The 24323-nt window shown below is 70.0% G+C and carries 26 protein-coding genes; 25 read left to right on the top strand and 1 reads right to left on the bottom strand.

The window, feature by feature from the left end; genetic code table 11:
- The first annotated feature begins 5 nt into the window (after positions 1 to 5).
- Positions 6 to 524, top strand: coding sequence for an N-acetyltransferase family protein (locus V9G19_RS24090; RefSeq protein WP_462287922.1), 519 nt, complete (start codon positions 6 to 8; stop codon positions 522 to 524).
- 13 nt (positions 525 to 537) lie between these two features.
- Here V9G19_RS24090 and V9G19_RS24085 read toward each other — a convergent pair whose 3' ends face one another.
- Complete coding sequence (locus tag V9G19_RS24085) at positions 538 to 1194, bottom strand: potassium channel family protein (RefSeq protein ID WP_462287921.1); 657 nt, start codon at positions 1192 to 1194, stop codon at positions 538 to 540.
- A gap of 65 nt (positions 1195 to 1259) precedes the next feature.
- Between V9G19_RS24085 and V9G19_RS24080 the strand changes: the two genes are divergently transcribed.
- The 24 genes from V9G19_RS24080 to V9G19_RS23965 all read left to right on the top strand — a co-directional run bounded on the left by V9G19_RS24080 (position 1260) and on the right by V9G19_RS23965 (position 24295).
- A complete protein-coding gene (locus V9G19_RS24080; RefSeq protein ID WP_462287920.1) occupies positions 1260 to 2450 on the top strand; it encodes an acetoin utilization protein AcuC in 1191 nt (396 codons plus the stop codon).
- A gap of 809 nt (positions 2451 to 3259) precedes the next feature.
- Positions 3260 to 3460, top strand: a complete 201-nt coding sequence (locus V9G19_RS24075; RefSeq protein ID WP_462287919.1) for a helix-turn-helix domain-containing protein — start codon at positions 3260 to 3262, stop codon at positions 3458 to 3460.
- Between the two features lie 165 nt (positions 3461 to 3625).
- The gene (locus tag V9G19_RS24070) at positions 3626 to 3724 is read left to right on the top strand and encodes a 30S ribosomal protein bS22 (RefSeq protein WP_003792170.1); all 99 of its coding nucleotides are present in this window, start codon (positions 3626 to 3628) and stop codon (positions 3722 to 3724) included.
- A gap of 57 nt (positions 3725 to 3781) precedes the next feature.
- The gene (locus V9G19_RS24065) at positions 3782 to 4852 is read left to right on the top strand and encodes an NAD-dependent epimerase/dehydratase family protein (RefSeq protein ID WP_462287918.1); all 1071 of its coding nucleotides are present in this window, start codon (positions 3782 to 3784) and stop codon (positions 4850 to 4852) included.
- On the top strand, positions 4852 to 6078 hold the full coding sequence (locus tag V9G19_RS24060) for a lysophospholipid acyltransferase family protein (protein WP_462287917.1): 1227 nt from the start codon (positions 4852 to 4854) through the stop codon (positions 6076 to 6078). The genes V9G19_RS24065 and V9G19_RS24060 overlap by 1 nt, the downstream gene beginning before the upstream one ends.
- A 20-nt stretch (positions 6079 to 6098) precedes the next feature.
- The gene (locus V9G19_RS24055; protein WP_462287916.1) at positions 6099 to 6332 is read left to right on the top strand and encodes a glutaredoxin family protein; all 234 of its coding nucleotides are present in this window, start codon (positions 6099 to 6101) and stop codon (positions 6330 to 6332) included.
- A 124-nt stretch (positions 6333 to 6456) separates the two neighbouring features.
- Positions 6457 to 7125, top strand: a complete 669-nt coding sequence (locus tag V9G19_RS24050; protein WP_462287915.1) for a redox-sensing transcriptional repressor Rex — start codon at positions 6457 to 6459, stop codon at positions 7123 to 7125.
- Entirely contained in the window at positions 7122 to 8447 is a 1326-nt protein-coding gene (gene hemA, locus V9G19_RS24045; protein WP_462287914.1) for a glutamyl-tRNA reductase, read from the top strand. Before V9G19_RS24050 ends, hemA begins: the two co-directional genes overlap by 4 nt.
- The gene (gene hemC, locus V9G19_RS24040; protein ID WP_462287913.1) at positions 8444 to 9397 is read left to right on the top strand and encodes a hydroxymethylbilane synthase; all 954 of its coding nucleotides are present in this window, start codon (positions 8444 to 8446) and stop codon (positions 9395 to 9397) included. Before hemA ends, hemC begins: the two co-directional genes overlap by 4 nt.
- Positions 9394 to 11004: a bifunctional uroporphyrinogen-III C-methyltransferase/uroporphyrinogen-III synthase gene (locus tag V9G19_RS24035; protein ID WP_462287912.1), complete on the top strand. Its 1611-nt coding sequence runs from the start codon at positions 9394 to 9396 to the stop codon at positions 11002 to 11004. Before hemC ends, V9G19_RS24035 begins: the two co-directional genes overlap by 4 nt.
- Positions 11004 to 11996 (top strand): porphobilinogen synthase, encoded by a 993-nt coding sequence (gene hemB / locus V9G19_RS24030; RefSeq protein WP_462288109.1) that lies wholly within the window; start codon positions 11004 to 11006, stop codon positions 11994 to 11996. The genes V9G19_RS24035 and hemB overlap by 1 nt, the downstream gene beginning before the upstream one ends.
- Before the next feature lie 57 nt (positions 11997 to 12053).
- On the top strand, positions 12054 to 12560 hold the full coding sequence (locus tag V9G19_RS24025; RefSeq protein ID WP_462287911.1) for a MarR family winged helix-turn-helix transcriptional regulator: 507 nt from the start codon (positions 12054 to 12056) through the stop codon (positions 12558 to 12560).
- Between the two features lie 18 nt (positions 12561 to 12578).
- Positions 12579 to 13901, top strand: a complete 1323-nt coding sequence (gene hemL, locus V9G19_RS24020) for a glutamate-1-semialdehyde 2,1-aminomutase (protein ID WP_462287910.1) — start codon at positions 12579 to 12581, stop codon at positions 13899 to 13901.
- Between the two features lie 65 nt (positions 13902 to 13966).
- Positions 13967 to 15178 carry an ATP-binding protein gene (locus V9G19_RS24015; RefSeq protein ID WP_462287909.1) on the top strand — a complete coding sequence of 404 codons (1212 nt, stop codon included), beginning with the start codon at positions 13967 to 13969 and terminating at the stop codon, positions 15176 to 15178.
- 141 nt (positions 15179 to 15319) lie between these two features.
- Positions 15320 to 15958: a histidine phosphatase family protein gene (locus V9G19_RS24010; RefSeq protein ID WP_462287908.1), complete on the top strand. Its 639-nt coding sequence runs from the start codon at positions 15320 to 15322 to the stop codon at positions 15956 to 15958.
- Positions 15955 to 16545, top strand: coding sequence for a TlpA family protein disulfide reductase (locus tag V9G19_RS24005; RefSeq protein ID WP_462287907.1), 591 nt, complete (start codon positions 15955 to 15957; stop codon positions 16543 to 16545). Before V9G19_RS24010 ends, V9G19_RS24005 begins: the two co-directional genes overlap by 4 nt.
- A complete protein-coding gene (locus tag V9G19_RS24000) occupies positions 16542 to 17303 on the top strand; it encodes a cytochrome c biogenesis CcdA family protein (protein WP_462287906.1) in 762 nt (253 codons plus the stop codon). Before V9G19_RS24005 ends, V9G19_RS24000 begins: the two co-directional genes overlap by 4 nt.
- Positions 17300 to 18961 (top strand): cytochrome c biogenesis protein ResB, encoded by a 1662-nt coding sequence (gene resB, locus V9G19_RS23995; RefSeq protein WP_462287905.1) that lies wholly within the window; start codon positions 17300 to 17302, stop codon positions 18959 to 18961. Before V9G19_RS24000 ends, resB begins: the two co-directional genes overlap by 4 nt.
- Complete coding sequence (gene ccsB / locus V9G19_RS23990; RefSeq protein WP_462287904.1) at positions 18958 to 19971, top strand: c-type cytochrome biogenesis protein CcsB; 1014 nt, start codon at positions 18958 to 18960, stop codon at positions 19969 to 19971. The genes resB and ccsB overlap by 4 nt, the downstream gene beginning before the upstream one ends.
- Positions 19971 to 20279, top strand: a complete 309-nt coding sequence (locus V9G19_RS23985; protein WP_462287903.1) for a DUF4229 domain-containing protein — start codon at positions 19971 to 19973, stop codon at positions 20277 to 20279. The genes ccsB and V9G19_RS23985 overlap by 1 nt, the downstream gene beginning before the upstream one ends.
- Before the next feature lie 331 nt (positions 20280 to 20610).
- Positions 20611 to 21138, top strand: coding sequence for a hypothetical protein (locus V9G19_RS23980; RefSeq protein WP_462287902.1), 528 nt, complete (start codon positions 20611 to 20613; stop codon positions 21136 to 21138).
- Positions 21139 to 21194: 56 nt separating this feature from the next.
- Positions 21195 to 22523: a hypothetical protein gene (locus V9G19_RS23975; RefSeq protein ID WP_462287901.1), complete on the top strand. Its 1329-nt coding sequence runs from the start codon at positions 21195 to 21197 to the stop codon at positions 22521 to 22523.
- A 54-nt stretch (positions 22524 to 22577) separates the two neighbouring features.
- Positions 22578 to 23009: a MarR family winged helix-turn-helix transcriptional regulator gene (locus V9G19_RS23970; RefSeq protein WP_462287900.1), complete on the top strand. Its 432-nt coding sequence runs from the start codon at positions 22578 to 22580 to the stop codon at positions 23007 to 23009.
- Entirely contained in the window at positions 23006 to 24295 is a 1290-nt protein-coding gene (locus V9G19_RS23965; RefSeq protein WP_462287899.1) for an MFS transporter, read from the top strand. The genes V9G19_RS23970 and V9G19_RS23965 overlap by 4 nt, the downstream gene beginning before the upstream one ends.
- The last annotated feature ends 28 nt before the right edge of the window (positions 24296 to 24323 follow it).

Genomic DNA, 24323 nt, shown 5'->3' with positions numbered 1-24323 from the left:
CCCGCATGACCGAGATCACAGTGCGGGCGCTCAGCGAGGACGAGTGGCAGCTGTTCCGGGACATCCGCCTCGCCGCGCTCACCGACTCCCCCGAGGCCTTCGTCGCGACGACGGCCCAGGAGGAGGACTACGACGAAGACTTCTGGCGGCTGCGGCTGCGCCGGGCCCGGCGACTGTATGCCGAGGCCGACCGGCAGGCCGTGGGCGTCGCCAGCCTGGGTCAACTCGCCGATGACGCCGAGACCGGGGAACTGTTCGGGCTATGGGTCGAGCCCGCGTGGCGCGGCAAATCCGTCGCCGCCACGCTAGTGCGCCGCGGAGCCGAGGAGGCCGCCGAGCAAGGCTTCGAGCGCCTGGCCTACTGGGTGAGCACCGACAACGGCCGCGCCGTCGCCTTCGCCTCCAGCTTCGGCTTCCGGCCCACCGGCAGCCGCCGCCCGATGCGCGTCCAGGGCCAAGACGGCGAGGAGGAGGAGATCGCCATGGTTCTCCCGCTCGCCGGCGACCGGGGCAGCACCTGGTGACCCGGACGCACCGTCAGGGGCGCGCGGCGAACCGCTCGATCAGGGTGGTCGGGCCGCTGACGATCAGCGTGTCGTAGGACGTTACCTTGGTGTCCTCTTGCGCATGGATGAAGTCACGGCCGGGCGACTTCACCCCGATGATCGTGACGCCATACTTGCGGCGCACATTGCTTTGCGCCAGCGTGAACCCGATCGTCTCCTGCGGAGGATTCATCTTCACGATCGCGAACCCGTCGTCGAACTCGATGTAGTCCAACAGACTGCCACCAACCAGGTGCGCCACCCGCCGACCGGTCTCCGCCTCGGGAAGGATCACGTGGTGGACGCCGATCCGCCCGAGAATCCGGGCGTGCTCCGGGGAGAGCGCCTTGGCCCACACCGACGGCACGCCGAGATCGACCAGATTGGCCGCCGTCAACACCGAGGACTCCACCGAGGAGCCAATGCTGACGATCGCCGTCGGGAACTGCTCAGCCTTGGATTCCTCCAACACCCCGGGATGGCTCGCGTCGGCCTGCAACACCTTGGTCACCCGCCCGAGGAAGGACTCCGCGATCCGCTGATCCTTCTCGATCGCGAAAACGTGATGCCCAAGCCGGTTCAACTCCACAGCAGCGGCGCCACCGAACCGGCCCAGCCCGATCACCAACACATCGTGCCGCTTGGCCACCTGACCTCCTATCCATCTGGGCGCCCCCGCGACGGAAGAACCCGATTGCCGGTAGCGTGCCAAGCATGGTCGCACAGGCGCGCTTGGTCTGGGATCCGTCCTTCACCGCATACAACTTCGGTCCCGGCCACCCGATGAACCCCATCCGCCTGGACCTGACCGCGCGACTATGCGCGGAATACGGGCTGTTCGACCACGTCGAAGCTATCAACCCCGATGTGGCAGACGACGATCTGCTCGCAACCGTGCACGATCGCGACTACATCGCCAAGGTCAAGGCCGCCTCCGACAATCCCCGAAACGCCGATGAGAGCGCCGGGCTCGGCACCGAAGACGACCCCGCATTCCACGGGATGCACGAAGCGGCGGCACGCATCGTCGCCGGCACCGTCGAGGTCTGCCGCCAAGTCCACCAAGGTGAGATCGCTCACGGCGTCAACTTCTGCGGGGGAATGCACCACTCGATGCCCGACCGCGCCTCCGGGTTCTGCATCTACAACGACATCGCCGTCGGCATCCAATGGCTGCTCGACGCCGGCGTCGAACGCGTCGCCTACATCGACCTCGACGTCCACCACGGCGACGGCGTCGAGAAGATCTTCGAAACCGAACCGCGCGTGCTCACCTGCTCCATTCACGAGAACGGCCGCGTCCTCTTCCCCGGCACCGGCTGGCCCCGCGACGTTGGCGTCGGCCCCGGCCTCGGGTCGGTCCTCAACGTCGCCATGCCCCCCGGCGCCCGCGACTCCGCCTGGCTGCGGGCCGTCCGCGCCGGAATCCTGCCGGTCGTGCGCGCCTTCCGCCCCCAAGTCCTCGTCACCCAGCACGGCTGCGACACCCACGCCCAAGACCCGCTCGCCCACATGATGCTCTCCATCGACGCCCAGCGCGACGCCATGACAATGGTCCACGAGCTTGCCCACGACATCTGCGACGGCCGCTGGGTCGCCCTCGGCGGCGGCGGCTACGAACTCGTCAACGTCGTCCCCCGCTCCTGGACCCACCTGAGCGCCATCGCCGCCCACCAGCCCATCGCGGTCACCGAGCCCCTCCCGCAATCCTGGCGCGACCACGTCGAAACCACCTTCGGTCGAGGCACCCCCGACCGGATGGGGGACCTCGACCCCGCCGAAGGCGGCATCTGGGTTCAACCCTGGGAGATGGGTTACAACCCGCACAGCGAAGTCGACCGCGCGATCATGGCCACCCGCGAAGCCGTCTTCGGCTTCTTCGGCCTCGACGTCTGGTACGACTGAATACTTTTGTTTTCGCTCCTCCTCCCGTCGTGGTGCCCGCTCCTTCGTCGCGGCCTCCACTCCGGTCATCGTCGCGAAAACGCGCTCCTTCGTCGCGGCCTCCACTCCGGTCATCGTCGCGGCTGGCACATTTGTTTTCGCTCCTCCTCTCGTCGTGGTGCCCGCTCCTTCGTCGCGGCCTCCACTCCGGTCATCGTCGCGGCTGGCACATTTGTTTTCGCTCCTCCTCCCGTCGTGGTGCCCGCTCCTTCGTCGCGGCCTCCACTCCGGTCATCGTCGCGGCTGGCACATTTGTTTTCGCTCCTCCTCCCGTCGTGGTGCCCGCTCCTTCGTCGCGGCCTCCACTCCGGTCATCGTCGCGGCTGGCACATTTGTTTTCGCTCCTCCTCCCGTCGTGGTGCCCGCTCCTTCGTCGCGGCCTCCACTCCGGTCATCGTCGCGGCTGGCACATTTGTTTTCGCTCCTCCTCCCGTCGTGGTGCCCGCTCCTTCGTCGCGGCCTCCACTCCGGTCATCGTCGCGAAAACGCGCTCCTTCGTCGCGGCCTCCACTGTGACTCTTGTTTTGGCTCCTCCTCGGCTCGTCTGGTGTGCTCCTTCGTCGCACCCCCGTCTCACCAAATCGTCGGCAAAACGTGCTCTTCGTCGCGGGCGCTCGGCGTGTCGGCTGGACAGTGAAGCCAAATTGATACTCGTTGGGTGGGCGACGGCTTCCACACGTGTCACATGTGCCTCTAAGGTTGCCCCAGGATCGTCGCGCATGCGCCCGGGAGTGGCCCGGGCCCCCGTCCGTGGAAGGAACGTGGTCTCAATGCCCCCTGAGCCGAAGCTCGCCGAGGTCAAGTTCCTCACCGTTGCCGAAGTCGCGGCCATCATGCGGGTCTCCAAAATGACCGTCTACCGCATGGTCCACAGCGGCGATCTGCCCGCGGTGCGAGTCGGACGCAGCTTTCGGGTCCCCGAGGACGCCGTGCACGCCTACCTGAGCAAGTCCTTCGTCGACACCGCCTGAGCCGCTCGCGGCACGGCGGCAGCGTCGCGGTGTCCCAGCCGCGTCAGTGACGTCGCGCTCTTGCTTTGAGCCTGCCCCCTCAGGGCGAGTAGGCTCAGCATTCGGCCTGCAGCCAGTTCCCACCGCTGCAGTGTCGGTTCCGTCTCACTTCAACCGAAGGTCACCATGGGTTCTGTTATCAAGAAGCGGCGCAAGCGGATGGCGAAGAAGAAGCACCGCAAGCTGCTGCGCAAGACGCGCCACCAGCGCCGCAACAAGAAGTAACAGCGACCCCACCCGCCCGGTTGATCCTGGGCGGAGGTGAAGGAGGGCTTGGGCCGCATGCCGAGTGTCGTCCTGATCACCGGTGTCTCCCGCCACCTCGGCGGGGTGTTCGCCCGGCTGCTCTGCGAGCAAGAGAGCATCGAGCGGATCATCGGCGTCGACGTGGTGGCCCCGCCTCACCCCGTGGGCCGAACCGAGTTCGTGCGTGCCGACATCCGCTCGCCGATGATCGGCAAAGTCATCGCCAGTGCCGCCGTCGACACCGTCGTGCACATGAGCGTCATCGCCACGCCGCTGCACGCGGGCGGGCGGGCGACCCAAAAAGAGATCAATGTCATCGGCTCGATGCAGCTCCTGGCCGCCTGCCAGAAGGCCCCGAGCGTCCAACACCTCGTCGTCAAGTCCACCGCCGGGGTTTATGGGTCCTCCAACCGCGATCCCGCGCTCTTCCAGGAGGACATGGCCGCCAAGAAGCTCCCGTCGACCGGCTTCGGCAAAGACTCCGTCGAGGTCGAAGGCTACGTCCGCGGCCTGGCCCGGCGCCGCCCCGACATCGGGATCACGATGATCCGGTTCGCCAATGTCATCGGTCCCCGGGTGCGAACGGCGATGACCGACTACTTTTCCTTGCCGGTCATCCCGATGCCGCTCGGCTTCGATGCGCGCCTGCAGTTCATCCACGAGGACGACGTGGGAGCCGCGATGGTGGCCGCCACGATGGAGGCGCCCGCCGGGATCGTCAACGTCGCCGGCGACGGAATCATCACGATGACCCAGGCCGTGGCCCTGGCCGGGCGGCCCGTGCTGGCCGTCCCCCCCGGGACACGGGGCCCGCTCAACTTCGCGCTGCGGCGCTCCGGGCTCATCGACTTCTCGCCCGACCAGCTCGACCTGTTCGTCTACGGGCGCGGGCTGGACACGCATGCCATGCGCGCGCTGTTGCGCTTCGAGCCCCAATACACCACTCGGGAGGCGTTCGAGGACTTCGTCGCCGCCGGCATCCGCCCCCTCGACCGGGCCGCCGATCTAACGTATGCCGCCGGCGCCCGGGTCGAGCAGATTCTCCAGCGCGCCGAGCGGTTGCTTCCCGGTAGCAAGGATCCCGCCTCCATCGGAAGGTCGTCGTGATGACCGCATCCACGCCGCCCAAAGGCAAGCGCACGCCCTCGGTGGCCGCCGGCGCCGCCCGCGCCGCCGGGGAGCGCGCCCGCCGCAAAGCCACGCCGCTTCTGCCCGGAACTCCCGGCGAGACCGCCGTCGGCCCCGGCGAGCCGGCCCTCGCGCCGGTCGAGGGGAAGCAGGAGACAAGCCCTGATCGGGTGGGGCGCGCCGGGCGTCGAGAATCCACGTCCCAGCCGCCGAAGCCGCGTCCCCGCCTGCACGTGGTGCCTGATCCGGACCCCGCCGAGGCGCCCCACCACGCGCACCACCCACCGCTGCCGCTGCTCAGTGACCTCGCCGACGGGGCGGCCGGCCTCGCGCGGCGGCTCAGCGAGCGGCTGGGCATCACCGACGCCGAAGCCGAAGAAAAGATCGCCGGGGGGCTGGCCTTCCTGCGACGACGACTCACCGGTGACTACACGGTCGACGAGTTCGGCTTTGACGCGGACTTCACCGAGCACGTCATCTATCCCTTGTTGCGGCCGCTCTTCGAGAAGTGGTTCCGGGTCGAGGTGCGCGGAATCGAAAACATACCCGACACCGGCGGCGCCTTGGTCGTCGGCAACCATTCCGGAACCATCGCCATCGATTCGCTGATGACCGAGCTGGCGATCTTCGAGCACCACCCGCAAGGCCGCCATCTGCGTGAACTCGGAGCCGACCTGATCTTTGCCACGCCCTTCCTTAGCGACATCGCTCGCAAGGGCGGTGCGACCTTGGCCACAACCGCCGACGCGGAGCGGTTGCTCACCGACGGACACCTGGTCGGTGTCTGGCCCGAAGGGTTCAAGGGAACCGGCAAGCCCTTCAGCGAGCGCTACAAGCTGCAGCGCTTCGGACGCGGCGGCTTCGTGGCGACGGCCTTGCGGACCGGTGTGCCGATCATTCCGTGCTCGATCGTGGGAGCCGAGGAGATCTATCCGATCCTCGCCAACGCCACGCCGCTCGCGCGACTATTGCACCTGCCCTACTTCCCGGTCACCCCGACCTTCCCGTGGCTCGGCCCGCTCGGCGCCGTGCCGCTGCCCAGCAAGTGGATTATCGAGTTCGGGCCGCCCATCGATACGACATCGATCGGCCCCGAGGCCGCCGAGGATCCGGTGCTCGTCTTCGACCTCACCGACCGAGTGCGCGAGACCATTCAACAAACGCTCTACGCCCTGCTGCTGCGGCGCGGCTCGCCCTTCTCGTGAGCCCTCCCGAGGACACCCCCGTGGTCCTGGTGACCCGCGCGGGCTGCCACCTATGCGACGTGGTGCGTCCCGTCCTGGGTCAGGTGGTCGCCGAGACCGGCTTGACCTGGTCGGAAGTGTCGCTCAATGAGCACCCCGAACTGGAATCCCGCTACGGCGAGATGGTCCCCGTGATCCTGATCGACGGCGCCGTCCACGACTACTGGAGATTGGATCCCGTGCGCCTTCGAGCCGCCCTCCGGCAGCGGACGTGAGGCTCGACACGGACGGCCCTCAGCACTTTGTGCGTTTGTTCACAAGCGCGTAGGGTGAGAGCGACCGACACGTATCCATCCACCTGCGGGTGGCACCCACCGTCCGTAAGGGGGCTTCCCCGGCATGGCAACTCCGCTGCCGCGACGCGGGATCCCAGACGCGACTGTTGCCCGGCTCCCCGGCTACCTCAGCGTGCTCGGAACGATGAGCGCACGCGGCATACTAAGCACGTCCTCGGAGGAGTTGGCCACTGCGGCAGGGGTCCGATCGGCCAAGGTGCGCAAGGACCTGTCCCATCTCGGGACCTACGGCGTCCGTGGCGTCGGCTATGACGTCGAGCACCTTGCCTTCCAGATCGCGACCGAACTCGGCCTGGCCCGGGACTGGCCGGTCGTCATCGTCGGCCTGGGCAATCTGGGCCGGGCGCTTGCGTCGCATAGCGGCTTGGCCACCCGCGGCTTCCGGGTCAGCGGGCTCTATGACCGCGATCCCGCGCTCATCGGTCACCGCATCGGTGACCTCGCGGTCGCCGGCATGGAGGCATTGGCTTCCCGGGCCGATTCCGCGGACGTCATCGGGGTGATCGCCACCCCGGCGGGCTCCGCTCAGGAGGCAGCCGACGCCCTGGTGGCGGTCGGCATCAGCTCCATCCTCAACTTCGCCGCCGCAGCGATCACGGTTCCCGACGGCGTCGACGTGCGCCAGGTCGATGTGGCAACCGAACTGCAGATCCTCGCCTTCCACAAGCAGCGGCGGGCCACAGCAACGGCCTGGGTGGGAGCCGCCCCGTGAGCCTGCTCGTCATCGGCCTGTCCCACCACCGGGCTACGATCAATCAACTGGAGGGAATGGCGCTGGACGCCGACGGCCGCGCCGCCCTAGTCGCGGCCGCGTGTCGTGGGGAAAATGTCGCCGAGGCCATCGTCGTTTCGACGTGCAACCGCACCGAGGTCTATTGCGAGGCGGTCACCTTCCACGGCGCGGTCAGCGAGATCACCGACCTCCTGCTCGCCGACACGGGCGCCGACCGCGACGACGTGCACGACCGGCTCTACCTGCACTACGAGGACCGAGCCATCGCCCATGCCTTCCGGGTGGCCAGCGGCTTGGACTCGATGGCGCTGGGGGAGAGCCAGATTCGCGCGCAGATGCGCTCCTCGCTGCGGGAGGCGCAGGGTTCGCGGCACGTCGGGCCGGCCTTGAACACCCTTTTCCAGCAGGCGCTGCGGGTCGGCAAACGCGTCCACCACGAGACCCAGCTCGGGTCGGTGAGCTATTCGCTGGTCGATGCCGGCTTGCGGCTGGGGGAGGAACACCTCGGGGATTTGGGCAGCGCGAGCGTGCTCATTGTCGGGGCCGGCGCCATGGCCGCTCTCTCGGCTACCGCGGCCGGGCGGGCCGGAGCCGGTCAGGTCGTCGTCGCCAACCGCACACTTGCCCGCGGGCAGGCCCTGGCCGAGCGTGTGGGCGGCCGAGCGGTCCGGCTGAGCGACCTCCCCGAGGCCCTGGCCGGGGCCGACCTGGTGATCTCGTGTGTCGGCTCTCCGGGGCTCGTGCTGACAGCGGCGGATGCCCACGGGGCCCAACAGGTCCGCGGCGGCGCGGCGCAGGTCTATGTCGACCTGGCGATGCCGCACGACATCGCGCACGACGTCGCCGAGCTGGCCGGGGTCTCCCGCTTCGGGCTGGATGACGTTGGTGCCCGGTTGCGCGATCGCCGGGAACTCCCGGCGGTCATCGAAGCCGAACACATCGTGACCGGCGAGGTGGCGGGCTACCTCGCCGCGCGTGCCTCCGATGTCGCGGCGCCGACGATCGCCGCCCTGCGCTCCCGCGCCAACGACGTCCTGGCCGCCGAGCTGTCCCGGATGGAGGACCGCACGCCCGACCTCACTCCCGCGCAGCGGCACGAGGTCGAGGTGGCGATGGGTCGCCTTGTCGACAAGCTGCTGCACACACCGACCGTGCGCGCCAAGGAGCTTGCCGCGCGCGGGAGCATCGCCGCGTATGCCGAGGCGCTGGATGCGCTCTTTGCCCTCGACCCGCATGCGCTGGCTGCAGTCGAATCGCCGGCCGGCTTGGTCGACGGCGACGGCCTTGGGGGTGCGCGATGACCGTGCGCCTGGGCACCCGGCGTTCCGCCCTCGCCCTGACCCAGTCCGGGCTGATCGCCGATCTGCTGCGCGAGCGTGGCCTCGACGTCGAGATCGTCCCGATCGTCACCGAGGGCGACCGCACCGCCGCTGCGTTGGACGAGATCGGCGGCAGCGGCGTCTTTGTCGGCGCCCTGCGCGAGGCGCTGCGGTGCGGCCAGGTCGATGTGGCGGTCCACTCGCTCAAGGACCTGCCGACGGCCCCCGAGCCGGGCCTGACCCTCGCTGCCGTCCCCACCCGCGCCGACTCCCGCGACGCCCTGGTCGCGCGCGACGGGTTGACGCTCGGCGAGTTGCCCCCCGGCGCTCGCGTCGGCACCGGCTCGCCGCGACGCGCGGCGCAACTGCGCGCGCTGGGGTTGGGGCTAGAGATCGTCCCGATCCGCGGCAATATCGACACCCGGTTGGGACGTGTGCGCACCGGCGACCTGGATGCTGTCGTCCTGGCCAAAGCCGGCCTCGACCGGCTCGGCCGCGCCGACCGGATCACCGAGGTCCTCGACCCGGTGCAGCTGTTGCCGGCCGCGGGCCAGGGCGCACTCGCCGTCGAGTGCCGCACCGACGATCATTCGCTCGTCGATGTTTTCGCCACCTTGGACGACCCCGACACCAGGGCCGCCGTCACTGCGGAGCGCGCCCTGCTCGCGCGCCTCGAGGCGGGATGCACGGCGCCCGTTGGCGTGCTCGCCGAGGTGGTCGAGGATGTCGATGCCGTCATCGTTTCGGTGCGGGCGTTCGTGGGCAGCAGCGACGGCAGCCGCGACCTGCGCCGCTCGCACACCGGCCCGCTCGAGCAACCCGAGCTGACCGGTGCCGAACTCGCCGACCGCTTGCTCGCCGAGCTGGCCGAGCGTGGCCGGCCCTCCGCAGACCAACCACCGGAACCCGCTGCAACGGAGGGGACGCTGTGACTCCCTGGAACCCCATATCCGGGCCCGCCTCGGTCGCTTTTGTCGGCGCCGGGCCAGGAGATCCCGGGCTGCTCACCCTGGCCGCCGTCTCGGCGCTGGCCGCGGCAGATGTCGTCGTCACCGATCAATTGATCTCCGAGCAACTCGTGCGCGCCCATGCCCGCTGCGACGTGGAGGTCGTCGATGCCTCCCACGGCGATCACGGCCAGGTGCTCACCCACGCCAGCCGCGCCAAACTCGTCGTCCAGGCCGCCACCTCCCACCCCGGTGGCCGCGTGGTGCGCCTGATGAACGGTGACCCGGCGATCTTCAACGGTCTCGCCGAGGAGGCCCAGGCGTGCCGCAAGGCCGGCATCGCGATCGACATCGTGCCCGGCGTCTCGGCGGTCAGCGCCGTCCCCGCGTATGCCGGGGTGCCGCTCACCTCACCGGCCGCGACCAGCCTTGTCGTTATCGCCGCGAGCAACCCCGACGCGGACTACGCCGCGGGAACGGACGCCAGCACCAGCGTCGTCCTGCTCGGCAACGGCCCGGACCTGCAGCGGGCGCTCACGCACATCTGCGACTCCGGCCGCGCCGGGGACACCCCGGTGGCGCTGGTGGAGCGGGGCACGACGACCGCGCAAACCACCCACGTCAGCCGCCTTGACCGCGCCGCCGACCTGGTCGCCGGGCTCGGCGTTCCGGCGCTCGTCATCGTCGGCCCGACCGTGCCCCTGCACCAGCAGCTGTCCTGGTTTGAGAGCAAGCCGCTCTTCGGGTGGCAGGTGCTCGTCCCACGCACCAAGGAGCAGTCCGGGCCGGTCGTCGAGCGCCTGGCCGGGCACGGCGCCGGCGCGGTCGTCGTCCCGACGATCAGCGTCGAGCCGCCCCGCACCCGCCACCAGATGGACAAGGCCATCACCGGGCTGGTCACCGGCCGCTACGAATGGGTCGGGTTCACGTCGGTGAACGCAGTCAAGGCGGTCCGGGAGCGGTTCGAGGAGTTCGGGCTCGATGCCCGGGCCTTCGCCGGCCTGAAGGTGGCCGCGGTCGGCGGGGTGACCGCCGAGGCATTGCGGGCGTGGGGGATCCACCCTGACCTCGTGCCGAGCGGCGAGAGCTCGGCCCGCGGGCTGCTCGCCGAGTGGCCCGAATACGACGAGCAGCTCGACCCGATCAACCGGGTCTTCCTCCCGCGCGCCGACATCGCCACCGACACGCTGGTCGCGGGGCTGCAGGATCTCGGCTGGGAGGTCGAAGACGCCACCGCCTATCGCACCGTGCGGGCCGCCCCGCCTCCCGCCGAGGTCCGCGAGGCGATCAAGAGCGGCGCCTTCGACGCGGTGCTGTTCACCTCCTCCTCGACGGTGCGCAATCTGGTCGGCATCGCCGGCAAGCCGCACGCGACGACCGTTGTCGCCTGCATCGGGCCGGCCACCGCCAAGACCGCCGAGGAACATGGGCTACGCGTCGACGTGCTCGCCCCCGAGGCGAGCGTCGACTCGCTCATCGAGGCGCTCGCCGACTTCGGCCACCGGCTGGCCCGCGAGGCGGTCGAGGCCGGGCACCCGGTGTTGCGTCCCAGCGCGCGGCGCAAGCCGGCCTCGCGCCGGCGGGCCCGGTGATGCTGCCCGTCGGCGCCTTTCCGGCGGTGCGCCCCCGGCGGCTGCGCACCACTGCCGCGGTGCGCCGGCTGGTCGCCGAGACCCGGCTGCACCCGGCCGAGTTCGTGATGCCGGCCTTCGTCCGCGAGGGACTCGAGGCCCCGGTGCCGATCGCGGCGATGCCGGGGGTGGCGCAGCATACGATCTCGACGCTGGTCGACCTGGCCCGCGAGTGCGTGGCCGCCGGAGTTGGCGGGATCATGCTCTTCGGCGTGCCCGAGACCAAGGACGGGCGGGGCAGCGGGGCCGACGATCCGCACGGCATTCTCAATCTCGCCACCCGCGCGGTCGCCGATGCCGTTGGTGGCGACCTGGTCGTCATGACCGACCTGTGCCTTGATGAATTCACCGACCACGGCCACTGCGGCGTCCTCGACGACCGCGGCCGGGTCGACAATGACGCGACGCTGGAGCGGTATGCCGCGATGGCCCTGGCCCAGGCCCGCGCCGGATCGGCCATGCTCGGGCTGTCCGGGATGATGGACGGCCAGGTCGCTCACGTCCGCGCCGCCCTGGATGGCGCCGGGTTCACCGACACCGCGATCCTCGCCTACGCCGCGAAATACACCTCCGGCCTGTACGGCCCGTTCCGGGAAGCGGTGGCGTCCTCGCTGGTCGGCGACCGCGCGGCACACCAGCAGGACCCGGCGAACGCGACCGAGGCGCTGCGTGAGCTGGCCCTCGATGTCGCCGAGGGCGCTGATGTCGTCATGGTCAAGCCGGCCGGTCCGCACCTCGACATCGTCGCCGCCGTGGCGGCGGCCAGTCCGGTGCCGGTCGCGGCATACCAGATCTCGGGGGAGTACAGCATGATCGTCGCGGCCGCCGACCGCGGATGGATCGACCGCGACCGGGTCATGCTGGAGTCGCTGATCGGCATCCGCCGGGCGGGGGCGCACGCGATCTTGACCTACTTCGCCCTGGACGCCGCCCGCGCGCTCACCTCCCGCTGACTCCCGGGGTTACCCGGCGTCAACCACGGCCGCAGAGGTGGCATGATTGAGGGCGCAATGACCCAACCCGCAGCCCCCGAATCGTGGCAGCCGCGCTGGCTGTCCGAGCCCGAGCAACGCGCCTGGCGCTCCTACCTGCGCGCCACCCGGCTGCTCGAAGTGGCCCTGGACAAGGCGCTCTCTCCGCACGGCACGCAGTTGTCCGAATACGAAGTCATCAGCATGCTCTCCGAGGCCGAGGAGGGCCGGTTGCGGATGTCGGCGCTCGCCGACCTTGTCGTCCAGTCCCGCAGCCGGATCACCCACACCGCGGCCCGGCTGGAGAAGCGCGGCTGGGTCGTGCGCGAGGCCTGCCTCGATGACCGCCGCGGCGTCGAGCTGGTGTTGACCGACGCCGGCCGGGAGGCGGTCGAGGAAATCTCCGCCCGGCACGTCGAGTCGGTCCGCGTCGCGCTGATCGACCACCTCGACCCCGAGGAGTTCCTCGCCCTCGGCCGCGCGATGCAAAAGGTCCGCGACGCCCTCGCCGAGGAGGGGCAGGCCACCGACGCCTACGGGACCTGAGCTGACAGACTCTCCCGTATGCCGCAGCCGACCTATCCTCGCGACGCTCCCGCCTCCGCCGCGCTCTTCGAGCGGGCGCGGGCGGCGATCCCCGGCGGGGTCAACTCACCGGTCCGGGCCTTCCGCAGCGTCGGCGGAACCCCGCGGTTCATGGCCAGCGCGACCGGCCCCTATCTGCGCGACGCCGACGGGCGCGAGTATGTCGACCTGATCGGCTCGTGGGGGCCGATGATCCTCGGCCACGCCCATCCCGATGTCCTCGCCGCGGTCACCGCGGCCGCCCGGCGCGGGTTCTCCTATGGCACCCCGAGCGAGAACGAGGTCGCGCTCGCCGAGGAGATCGTCGCCCGGGTTGAGCCGGTCGAGCAGGTGCGGCTGGTCTCCTCCGGGACCGAGGCGACGATGAGCGCGCTGCGGCTGGCCCGGGGGATCACCGGCCGCTCGCGGGTGGTGAAGTTCGCCGGCTGCTATCACGGGCACGTCGATGCGCTGCTGGCGTCGGCCGGCTCGGGGGTGGCGACCTTCGCCCTGCCCGACTCTGCTGGCGTTCCGGCGAGCGCGGCGGCTGAGACGATCGTGTTGCCCTACAACGACATTCCGGCCGTCGAGGCGGCGTTTCCGGCGGACGGGGAGCACATCGCCGCCGTCATCACCGAGGCCGCGCCAGGGAATATGGGAGTCGTCCCACCGGCGCCGGGGTTCACCGAGGCGCTGCGGCGGATCACCCGCGAGCACGGCGCGCTGCTGATCTCCGACGAGGTGATGACCGGCTTCCGCTGTTCGCGCGCCGGGTGGTACGGACTGGAGGGCCCGTATGCCGAGGGCGCCCCCGACCTGTTCACCTTCGGCAAGGTCATGGGCGGCGGCTTCCCGGCCGCGGCCTTCGGCGGCAGCGCCGAGCTGATGGCCGCGCTGGCCCCGGAGGGGCCGGTTTATCAGGCGGGGACCCTGTCCGGGAATCCGGTGGCGACCGCCGCCGGCCTGGCCACCCTGCGCGGCTGCACCGACGCCGTCTATGCCCACCTCGACCACGCCGCGCACACGATCGCCGACGCCGCGGCGAGCGCCCTGACCGAGGCGGGCGTGCGGCATACGATCCAATGGGCCGGCTCGATGTTCAGCATCTTCTTCTGCGACGGCCCGGTCGCGAACTACGACGACGCCAAGCGCACCGACTCCGCCGCCTACGCCGCGTTCTTCCACGCCATGCTCGAGCGGGGGGTCCACCTGCCCCCGAGCGCGTATGAGGTGTGGTTCGTCTCCGCCGCCCACGACGCCGCCGCGCTCGACCGGATCGTCAGCGCACTCCCCGCCGCCGCGCGCGCCGCCGCGCAGGCCTGAGAAAGCACCGCGCAAAAAAGGATAGTCGCTAGCCGAAAATCCGGCCAGTGACTATCCTTTTTTGCATGGAAGCGTCGATAGGCTATCTGCCGCGCCATCTCGACGCGAGCCTGCGTTCGGCGCTTGCGGCCTCGCCCATCGTCCTTCTCGACGGGGCTCGCGCCACGGGCAAGACGACGACCGCGACGCGTCTGGCCGCGTCGTCCGTCCTGCTTCCCAGGGACCTGCCGCTGCTCCAGGCAGACCCGGGCGGATACCTGAGATCGCTCCCGGCCCCGGTCCTCATCGACGAGTGGCAACTGGCGGGCACCGACCTGCTCTGGGTCCTCAAGGGCCTGGTCGACGACGACCCCTCGCCTGGGCGCTTCCTCCTGGCCGGAAGCGTCGAGCCGGGCACCTACGGGCCGACCTATCCGCTCACCGGCCGTGCGATTGCGGTGTTGATGCGACCGATGACGCGGGCGGAGTTGACCGGCAGGGGAGGTGCGGAGACCTGGCTGTCTCGTGTGCTTCGAGGGGAGGCGCTCCGCCCCGGAGCGGGCGCAGGTACGGCGTTCAATCTCGACGCGTTGGCCCAGTCCGGGTTCCCGGCCGCGCGCCTGATGCCGGACGCGCGCCTCTTCCTCGAGGCGTATGCCGCGCTGGTCGCTCAGCGCGGCGGTGAGGAGGGTCGCGACGCTAGCAGGCTGCTGCGCGCGATGCGGGTGCTCGCCACGCTCACCGGGCAGGCCAGCCCAGATCAACGCATCTGGGATGCCGCCGACATCACCAAGGTGACGTGGAAGCACTACGACGACCTGCTCACCCGGGTTCACCTCGCGGCCCCCAGCCCGGCGATGCACAGCAACCGGCTCAAGCGGCTGACGGCATACCCCAAACGTCTCCTCGCCGACACCGCGTTGGCGTTGGCCTTGGCCGAGGTCGCGCCGGCCGAGCTGCGGGCCGATCCGACGCTCGCCGGACGCTACCTGGAGTCCTTCGTCGTCCAGCAGTTGCGCCCGCAAGCCGACCTCGTGGCTGGAACACTCCGGCACGTGCGCACCAGCGCGGGAGAGCGTGAGGTCGACATCGTCATCGACCTCGGCACCTCGATCATCGGCCTGGAGGTCAAACTGGGTGCGCGCCCGTCGGCCGCGGACGCACGCCAAATCGTGTGGTTGCGCGATCAGCTGGGCGAGCGATTCCGGCACGGATTCGTGATCCACACCGGTGCGGAGACGTATCCGCTGGTCGATGGGATCTGGGCGCTGCCGCTGGCAGCGGTGATGGGCGAGTGACCGAGTCGGCGCCCACGATCGACTGCGGTGAGTAGTGATGGGTTGAGCCGCAAGCCACCGCCAGCCGGGTCCGGCGGCTCGACTCCCCGGCTGACGGGGCCGGGCTGGCCGGATTCAGGCCTGTTTGCCACAATCAGGCGCATGACCTCCGCGCGCACCATCGTTCATCTCGTGCGCCACGGCGAGGTCTACAACCCCGAGAAGATCCTCTATGGCCGCCTGCCCGGCTATCACCTCTCCGAGCGTGGGGTGGCGATGGCGCACGCGGTCGCGGACTATCTGGCCGGCAACGACGTGACGGCGATCATCACCTCCTCGCTGACCCGAGCACGCGAGACCGCGGCGCCCTTGGCCGCGAGCCATGGGGTGACCCCGCAGACCGACGACCGAGTCATCGAGGCCGACAACGACTTCGAGGGGCAGCAGCCGACGCTGCGGACCTTCCTGCGCCCGGGCAACCTGCGCCGGTTCACCGACTTCACCCGCCCCTCCTGGGGCGAGCCCTATGCCTATATCGCCAAGCGGATGCGCCCGGCCATCGAGGATGCCCGCGAGGCGGCCCACGGCCACGAGGCGGTGATCGTCAGCCACCAGCTGCCGATCTGGATCGCGCGCCTGGACGCCGAGGGCCACCGGCTGTGGCACGACCCGCGCTCGCGCCGGTGCGCGCTCGCCTCGGTCACCTCGTTCACGTATGCCGCCGACGAGCTGACCACGATCTCCTACGCCGAGCCGGCGGCGCACCTGATCTCCGACGACACCGCCAGCGTGGGCGCATGAGGCTGACCCGCCGCGCCGCGGTGGCCGCCGTGGCGCTCACCGCGCTCGCCGCGTGCAGCACCGACCCCAACTCCGTGGCCGAGCAGGCCAAGGACGGCTCGCAGAAGAACTACATCTCCGGCGACGGCAGCATCCAACAGGCGGCCCCCGACAAGCGCGGCGACCCGGTCGAACTCACCGGCACCACCTTGGACGGGACGGCCTGGTCGATCGGCACCACCCGCGGCAAGCCGCTGGTCATCAACCTGTGGGCCTCGTGGTGCCCGCCCTGCCAAAAGGAAGCGCCAGCGATCAAGGAGGTCTCCGAGAAGACGGCGTTCGCCGACACGGTCGCCTTCCTCGGCATCAACCAGCGCGAGTCCGCCGAGACCGCCGCCGCGCAGGTGCGCGCCTGGGGCCACACCTTCCCCACCCTCTCGGACGACGGCGGCACCGCGCTGCTCGCGCTGCAGGGCAAGGCCGCCGCGATGCCGTCGACGCTGGTCCTCGACCGCGACGGCCGGATCGCCGCCTGGGTCGGCGGCCCGGTCACCGCGGCCACCTTGACCGGGCTGATCGAGGACGTCCTCGCCGAGGCCCCGTCGTGATCCTGCCGGCCGGCTCACCGGCCGAAACTGTCGCCACCGGGGCACTGCCGCTGGCGCTGGCGGTCGCGGCCCTCGCCGGCCTGGTCTCGTTTGCCTCGCCGTGCGTGCTCCCCCTCGTCCCCGGCTTCTTGGGGTATGTCGCCGGGACCGCGCCGGGGGGCACCCACGCCGGCGCCGAGCCTCGCCGCAGCCGGGTCGTCCTCGGCACGCTGCTGTTCATCGCCGGCTTCGCGGTGGTCTATATCGCGAGCGCGATCTTCCTGGCAACCGTCGGGGCCGCCCTGATCGAGCACCGGATGCTGCTCATGCGGCTCGGTGGGATCATCGTCATCGTCATGGCGCTGCTCTTCCTCGGTGTCGGCGACCGGTTCAGCGCCGCCCCGCGGTATCGCCCGCGCTCCGGGCTGCTCGGGGCGCCCGCGCTCGGTGCGGTCTTCGGGCTGGGCTGGACCCCGTGCTCGGGCCCGACGCTCGGCGCCGTGCTCGCCCTGTCCAGCGCGGTCGAGCCGTCGATCGGGCGGGCCACGCTGCTCGCGAGCGCCTATTGCCTCGGGCTCGGCCTGCCCTTCCTGCTCATCGCCACGGCGCTGGACCGGGCCGGCCGGTTCAGCGGCTTCTTGCGGCGCCACCAGCGGGTGATCCACCGTCTTGGCGGGGTGCTGCTGCTGATCGTCGGCGTCCTGCTGCTCACCGGCGCCTGGGAGGACCTGAACACCTGGCTGCGCCAGCACATCGCCGCCTTCGAGGTGATCCTGTGACCGGTGATCCTGTGACCCGTGAACCGGAAACGGGTGCTCCGGGCAGCGGCGTGCCCACGAGCGGCGATCCCGTGACCCACGACCCGGCGGCGGTCACCCTCCCCAAACTCGGCCCGGTCGGCTGGGTGCGCTGGGCCTGGCGGCAGCTGACCAGCATGCGCACCGCGCTCTTCCTCCTCCTGCTGCTGGCGATCGGCGCCCTGCCCGGCTCGATCTGGCCGCAACGCTCGATCAACCCGGCCCGCACGACGGCATACCTCGAGGACCATCCCCGGCTCGGGCCGTGGCTGGACCGGCTCGGCTTCTTCGAGGTCTACGCCTCACCGTGGTTCTCGGCGATCTACCTGCTGCTCTTCGTCAGCCTGCTCGGCTGCGTGTTGCCGCGGATGCGGGTGCACTGGAAGGCCCTGCGCAACCCGCCGCCGCGGGTGCCGGCGCGCCTGGAGCGGCTGGAGCGGCATACGGCCATCGAGAGCGCGGCGAGCCCGCAGGAGGCGATCGCGGCCGCGCGGGCGGCCCTTGGGCGTCGGTATCGCGTCGCGACGCCCGACCAGACCAGCCTGTCCGCCGAGACCGGGTATGCCCGCGAGAGCGGCAACCTGCTCTTCCACCTGGCGCTGCTCGGGATCATCGTCGGGGTCGCCGTCGGGCACATTTGGGGGTGGAAGGGCGATGTCATCGTCCCGGTCGGCGGCGGCTTCGCCAATACCGCGCTGCGCTACGACACCATCCAATACGGCCCCCGCGTCGACCCGGCCGCCTTCCAGCCGTTCGCCCTGCATCTCGATTCTCTCGATGTCAGCTTCGAGGACCGGGTCGGCGGCAAGGGCCAATTCGGGCAGCCGCGGCATTTCACCGCGCACGTGACGACCACCGCGCGGCCGGGCGCGTCCCCCGAAGAGCAGGTGCTGGAAGTCAACCACCCGATCGAGATGGGCGGGGCCACGGTTTTCCTCCTCGGCAACGGCTACGCCCCGGTCATCACCGTCCGCGACGGGTCCGGCAAGGTCGTATATTCGCAGGCCACGCCCTTCCTGGCCCAGGACAACAACTACAAGAGTTCGGGAGCGGTCAAGGTGCCCGGGGCGCAGCCCAAGGAGCTGGGCTTCTTCGGCAACTTCCTGCCCACCGCGGTGATCACCGACGACGAGGGGCCGATCTCGATCTTCCCCGACGCCCGCGAGCCGGCGCTCGCCCTCGGGCTGTATGAGGGCCGGCTCACCCCGGACGGCGAAGCCAACTCGGTCTATACCCTGAATATCAAGGAGATGACCCAGGTCAAGGCCGAGAACGGCAAGGACGTGTTGCGGCTGTGGCTGGTCCCCGGCCAGACGGTCAAGCTGCCCGGCGAGCGCGGGTCGATCACCTTCGAGCGGGTCGAGCGCTGGGCGGGCCTGTCGATCCGGCACGACCCGGCCCGCTATTTCACCCTCGGCAGCGGCGTGCTCGCCCTCGGTGCGCTGATCGCGCAGCTGCTCGTCAAACGGCGGCGGGTGTTCGTCCGCGCGGTGGCTTTGCCGGCAGGCGGCAGCCGAGTGCAGGTGGCGGCAATCAGCAAGAGCGATGACGACGGGCTCGCCGATCTGGTCGAGCGGGTCGCAGCAGCGGCCGGGGGACCAGAACCGGCCCCGGCGGGCGTGAGAGGATCGAGCCGATGAACGCAACCCTGGCGCACTACGCGAACTACAGCATCTATTCGGCGATCGTCGTGCTCACGCTGTCGATGCTCGCGTATGCCGCCTATCTCGCCCGGGCCGTGCCGGCGCGAGCGGGTGACCGGGAGCGGGTGCTCGTCGGCGCCGGGGGAGTGGCGAGCCAGAGCGCGAGTCCGGTGGGCGCAGGTTCGACGAGCGCAGGTTCGAGCAGCGCCACCGACCCAGGCGATGACGAGGGGGCCAGCGCGGGCGAGCCCGCGGCATACGGGCAAAAAATGGGGCGGATCGCCGGGAACTTTGCCTGGCTGGGGACGCTGCTGCTCGGCGCCGCCGTCGTGCTGCGCGGGCTGTCGGTGCAGCGAGCGCCGTTCGGTAACCTCTTCGAGTTCGTCAGCGCCGCATCGCTGGCGGTCATGCTCGCGTTCTGCCTGTGGAGCCAGCGGCGTGACCTGCGCTGGCTCGGGGTCTTCGTCGTCACCCCGGTCCTGCTGCTGTTGCTGCTGGCCACCCAGGTGCTCTATACCCAGGCGGCTGCGCTCATGCCGGCGCTGCAGTCCTATTGGCTGACGATCCACGTCACGGTCGCGATCATCTCGGTCGGCATCTTCACGCTGGCCGGGATCGTCACCGCCTTGTATCTCGTCATGGACCACTATGAGCGCCGGGGTGCTGAGCTGCCGCGGTGGGCGCGGCTGCTGCCGCGGGCCGCCGACCTGGAGCGGACCAGCTATTCGATGCACATCGTCGCCTTCCCGCTGTGGACGTTCACGGTCATGGCCGGCGCGATCTGGGCCCGTCAGGCGTGGGCGAGCTATTGGAACTGGGACCCAAAGGAGGTGTGGTCGTTCGTCATCTGGGTGGTCTATGCCGCCTATCTGCACGCCCGCGCCACCACCGGGATCACCCGGCAGAAGGCCGCCTGGATCGCGCTCGCCGGGCTGACCTGCATCGTCGTCAACTACACCATCGTCAACGTCTATTTCGTTGGCCAGCACAGCTATTCGGGGTTGTGATGATCCGCTACACGCTGCTGCGTTTCCTCATCTTCTTTGGCTGCCTCGCCCTGTTGTGGTTGGTCGGGCTGCGCTCGCCCGAGCAGCGGCCCTGGTTGCTCGTCGGTGCCGGCGCGCTGTCGATCGCGGTGTCTTATTTTGCGCTGAAGCCCTTCCGCGAGGAGACCGTCGACAAAATCAGCCGCCGCGTCGAAGCTCGGTTGGAGGCCAAGTCCGCCCGTCCGACCGATGAGCAGATCGAGGACGCCGAGATCGCCCCTCCCGCGCGCGCGGCCGCGGACGATCGCGCCGCGGACGACTACCGGTGAGTCCCCGCTTCCGGCGGATCGCGACGATCGTCGTGCTCGTCGGCATCGTCGCCCTCGTGCTCGTCTCCGCCCTCGCCGGCGCCCGCTGAGCCAGTCGGAATCGGCTTTCCGAGGCGTCGCGAGGAATTGCGCGAATGCCACGGAGTGTTCCGGCAGGCGGCTTTCGCGCGCCCCGCGGTCACCGGAAGCATGGTGTGGGTGTGGAGCACTTCCGGCGTCCGGCTGGTTGACAAGCGCCGCTATCTCTGGGGCCGCTTTGTTCCTCGCGACAATTTGTTTGAGCGGTTGCGATGGCTCGCCCACCGAGTTGACTGCCTCGACCACGTCGGTTGTGGCGACACCTGACGGATCCTCGATCGACCAAGCGTCGTACGGCGAATTGGGTTCCTTTCAGCGGGCGGCTCTGGCGGACAACGCCATCTCCCGGGCCGAGTTGCAACAGGCATACGTTCTCTATTTCGACTGTCTCCGCTCGAGTGGCCTCAGGGGCACGATTACCGTGGACTTGGACCTGCATCCCGCGGTCGCCTACTCGCTGGGCGATCCGCGAGATACCTCGCCGGACGACCACCACGGCCCGGACGGGATCGCGGCGTGCGAGTCCCGGTTCAGCGAGCCGCTGGCCCGGATCTACGTCCAGCAACATCCTGACTCCCAGCAGGTCCTAGCGAGGAAACGGGAGATCTCGCTTGCCTGCGTCACCCGGCTGGATCCGCAGTTGGCCTCCACGCTCTCGCCGTCGATGAGCTACGCGCAAATCTCCGACGTCGTGGTGGCGAACGCCGCATCACCCGCGAGCGGGTGCCCACAGGATCTCGACGTACCGGCGAGGGATCTCGCCACGTTGACGACCCCGTGAGGAGCGTCCGCGCGGCCGCACCATGGGCGGCTCTGACGGCCCTCTTGCTCGCCCCGGTGGCGGGGGTTGTGGCCCTGGCCGAGACGGGACGGGAGGTGCCGCAACAGCTAGACCCCCGCGCGGTGGCGGTCCTCACCGAGCCGACGGTGACAACGGGCGACGACCCAGTCGATGCCGTGGCCCACGTTCAGCTGGGGACCGCACCATCTCTCGCCTCGAGGGGCGGTTCGGGGATCGTCACCGCGATCGTCGCCAAGCCCGGCGACCGGTTGCGCTCCGGGGATGCGGTGTATGCGGTGGACGGGGTCCGGAAGTACGCCATGGCGTCGGAGACACCGCCATATCGTGACCTTGTCGTCGGCAGTCAAGGCGCCGATGTCCTTGCCGCGGAACGTTTCTTGAAAGCCGCGGGGGCTTTCGACCACACTCCGGACGACAGTTTCGATCGGGCGTCGGCGGCCGCCGCCCACGCGGTCGGTGTGCGGTCCGGTGCTCGAGACCCGGGCTGGAGCTTCACCCCCGAGATGGTCGTCTGGCTGCCGGGCGAGGGCTTCCGGGTCGGCTCGGTGGAACTTGCGCTCGGCCGGTCGGAGCCGGCTGCCGGGGAGACGATAGTCACGGGCCTGGCACCAGTCACGGCCGTGCGGATCACAGATGGTCAGGGACAGGCGTTATCGGTGACGTGGCCCCGGGTCGTCTCGCTCGCTGGCAAGGACCTTGGGTCCGTGGGTGACCCCGCCGCCATCCCCGCAAAGATCGCCAGAATGCGTCTGGGCGACGCCCGGAGGCCCGTTGCCGTGACCGTGCTGAATATCTCCACCCGCGTTCGCGAGCCCGGCGCCTGGGTGCTAGAGGCCGTGCCACCAGGGGGCACGATCGCCGAATGCTGGGTCGAATTCACGCCCGGCGCCGGGCCCACCGCCGATGTCATCGCGGCCTGGCTGCGCACGAGTTCCCAGCCCATCGTCGTGACTTCGCTGCTCGAGGACGACCGGCTGCGCCAGTCACCCGGCGCGCAGTATCTCGCGCGGCCTACGCGCCTGGCCTGGCTCGCCGCAGGCGCGGTCCTTGGGCTCGGGTATGCCGTTGTTCTCTGGTTCCGTCGCGCCGAGGTTGCGCTCTATCGGACCGTCGGCATGAGTCGCCCCGCGACCGCTCTTGTCCATGCGGGGCACTACGCATTCGTCCTGGTCCTCGGCACCCTCGCCGGGAGCGGATTCGGCATCATCGCCGTGACCCGCGGCCGTACCCTCACAGCCGAGGCTGCTATGGCCGCGGCGCGACAGGCGGCCGGGGTCGGGCTCACGGGTTGGGTCATCACGCTCACCGCGGCGCTCGCCCTCAGCCTCGGACGAATCAGCGCATTCATCCGCGACCGGCTATGAGCCCGCGGCCTCCGCATACTCGTTAGCCAAGCTAATGAGCTAGACTAAGGAGTGATGGCAGACACAACTCCGGCTGAGGTCGCCGAGTTGGCGACCCAGCTGCGTCTTGCCTGTATGCGGGTCTCCCGCCGAGTCCGCTTCGAGAGCGTGGATGCGGTTGCGCCGCACCAGTTCTCCGTCCTCGTGCGCCTGGCCGAAGCGCCCCGAAACCCGCGCGAACTGGCCGACATCGAGAAGGTGTCGCCGCCGAGCATGACGCGCACGGTCAACGGGCTCGCCGAGCAGGGCCTGGTCACTCGCGCCCCCGACCCCGACGACGGCCGGTGCGTGATCGTCTCGCTGACGCCGGATGGCCGCGAGGCTCTCGACGAGACGCGGGCGGCGCGCGATGCGTGGATGACCAGCCGGGTCGCCGAGCTGACGCCCGCCGAGCAGGACCTCCTGCGCCAGGCGACCCTGCTTCTGCACCGGGTGGCCGACCGATGAGGCCCACCTTCGCCGCGCTGTCGGTGCGCAACTACCGGCTGTGGTTCGTCGGCGCGCTCGTCTCCAATATCGGCACCTGGATGGCCCGCGTGGCCCAGGACTGGCTCGTGCTGACCGAACTCACCACTCACTCGGCGAGTGCTCTCGGCACGGTCACCGGGCTCCAATTCCTGCCCTTCCTGCTGCTCGCGCCGTGGGCGGGGGCCCTCGTCGACCGCCTCCCCAAACGCGCGCTGCTGCTCGCCACCCAAAGCGCACTCGGGCTCGTCTCCCTCGTCACCGGGCTACTCGTCGTCACCGGCGCCGCCCAGCTGTGGCAGGTCTATCTCCTCGCCCTGCTCCAAGGCATTGTCACCGCGGTCGACAATCCGGCCCGGCAGGTGTTCGTCTCCGAGATGGTGCCCGCGAGCAAACTCGCCAACGCCGTGGCCCTCAACAGCGCCTCGTTCAACGCCGGCCGGCTGATCGGCCCCGGTGTCGCCGGGCTGGTCATCGCCGCCTGGGGCACCGGAATCGCCCTGCTCGTCAACGCGGCCACCTTCGCCGCCGTCCTCCTCTCGGTGGGACTGCTCGATCGCCGGACACTCACCCCGGCGCCGCGCCGAGCCGGGCGTGGCTCGATCCGCGAAGGCTTCGCCTCTGTCCGCCGTCGCCCCGACATCAAGTTGATCATGTTGCTGGTCTTCGTGTTCGGCACTTTCGGGATGAACTTCCAGATCACGATGGCGCTGATGGCCACCCAAGTCTTCGACAAAGGCCCGAGCGAGTATGGCCTGCTCGGCTCGATCATGGCGATCGGCTCGCTCTCCGCTGCGCTGCTGTCGGCCCGGCGCGCAAACCCGCGCCTGCGGCACCTGCTGATCGCGCTCGCCGCCTTCACCGCGAGCGCCACCGCCGCCGCTCTGGCTCCCTCGTATGCCGTGTTCGCCCTCGCGCTGATCCCCGTCGGCCTGGCGATGCTCACCGCGCTGACGACCGCCAACGCGATGATCCAGTTGCGCACCAGCCCGCAGATGCGCGGCCGGGTGATGGCGCTCTACATGGCGATCCTCATGGGCGGGACGCCCTTTGGTGCCCCGGTCATCGGCTGGATCGGCGACCACTTCGGCGCCCGCTGGACGATCGGCATCGGTCCACTGGCGGTCGGCGTCACGCTGGCCGTGGTGTCGGTCTATCTGTGGCGCGCCCAGGACGTCCACGTCGTCATCGACTCCCAGCACCGCCCGCACGTGCAGATCACGACCGGGCAGGTCACCACGGGGTCCCTGCCCGAGCCCGCCCGCTGACTCTGACTACACTGCAGTTGTCCAACTA

This window comes from Nostocoides sp. (assembly GCF_037045025.1).
Taxonomy (GTDB): Bacteria; Actinomycetota; Actinomycetes; order Actinomycetales; family Dermatophilaceae; genus Nostocoides_A.
This window is presented reverse-complemented; position numbering and strand designations above follow the sequence as displayed.

Bases quoted from the DNA above. Each gene is read 5' to 3' on its own strand.
- hemC (WP_462287913.1), top strand. From the start codon at position 8,444: ATGACCGTGCGCCTGGGCACCCGGCGTTCCGCCCTCGCCCTGACCCAG.
- V9G19_RS24050 (WP_462287915.1), top strand. From the start codon at position 6,457: ATGGCAACTCCGCTGCCGCGACGCGGGATCCCAGACGCGACTGTTGCC.
- V9G19_RS24090 (WP_462287922.1), top strand. From the start codon at position 6: ATGACCGAGATCACAGTGCGGGCGCTCAGCGAGGACGAGTGGCAGCTG.
- V9G19_RS24060 (WP_462287917.1), top strand. From the start codon at position 4,852: ATGACCGCATCCACGCCGCCCAAAGGCAAGCGCACGCCCTCGGTGGCC.
- V9G19_RS24065 (WP_462287918.1), top strand. From the start codon at position 3,782: ATGCCGAGTGTCGTCCTGATCACCGGTGTCTCCCGCCACCTCGGCGGG.
- V9G19_RS23970 (WP_462287900.1), top strand. From the start codon at position 22,578: ATGGCAGACACAACTCCGGCTGAGGTCGCCGAGTTGGCGACCCAGCTG.
- hemB (WP_462288109.1), top strand. From the start codon at position 11,004: ATGCTGCCCGTCGGCGCCTTTCCGGCGGTGCGCCCCCGGCGGCTGCGC.
- V9G19_RS24025 (WP_462287911.1), top strand. From the start codon at position 12,054: ATGACCCAACCCGCAGCCCCCGAATCGTGGCAGCCGCGCTGGCTGTCC.
- V9G19_RS24015 (WP_462287909.1), top strand. From the start codon at position 13,967: ATGGAAGCGTCGATAGGCTATCTGCCGCGCCATCTCGACGCGAGCCTG.
- V9G19_RS24075 (WP_462287919.1), top strand. From the start codon at position 3,260: ATGCCCCCTGAGCCGAAGCTCGCCGAGGTCAAGTTCCTCACCGTTGCC.
- ccsB (WP_462287904.1), top strand. From the start codon at position 18,958: ATGAACGCAACCCTGGCGCACTACGCGAACTACAGCATCTATTCGGCG.
- V9G19_RS24005 (WP_462287907.1), top strand. From the start codon at position 15,955: ATGAGGCTGACCCGCCGCGCCGCGGTGGCCGCCGTGGCGCTCACCGCG.
- V9G19_RS23965 (WP_462287899.1), top strand. From the start codon at position 23,006: ATGAGGCCCACCTTCGCCGCGCTGTCGGTGCGCAACTACCGGCTGTGG.
- V9G19_RS24010 (WP_462287908.1), top strand. From the start codon at position 15,320: ATGACCTCCGCGCGCACCATCGTTCATCTCGTGCGCCACGGCGAGGTC.
- hemL (WP_462287910.1), top strand. From the start codon at position 12,579: ATGCCGCAGCCGACCTATCCTCGCGACGCTCCCGCCTCCGCCGCGCTC.
- V9G19_RS23985 (WP_462287903.1), top strand. From the start codon at position 19,971: ATGATCCGCTACACGCTGCTGCGTTTCCTCATCTTCTTTGGCTGCCTC.
- V9G19_RS24080 (WP_462287920.1), top strand. From the start codon at position 1,260: ATGGTCGCACAGGCGCGCTTGGTCTGGGATCCGTCCTTCACCGCATAC.
- V9G19_RS24070 (WP_003792170.1), top strand. From the start codon at position 3,626: ATGGGTTCTGTTATCAAGAAGCGGCGCAAGCGGATGGCGAAGAAGAAG.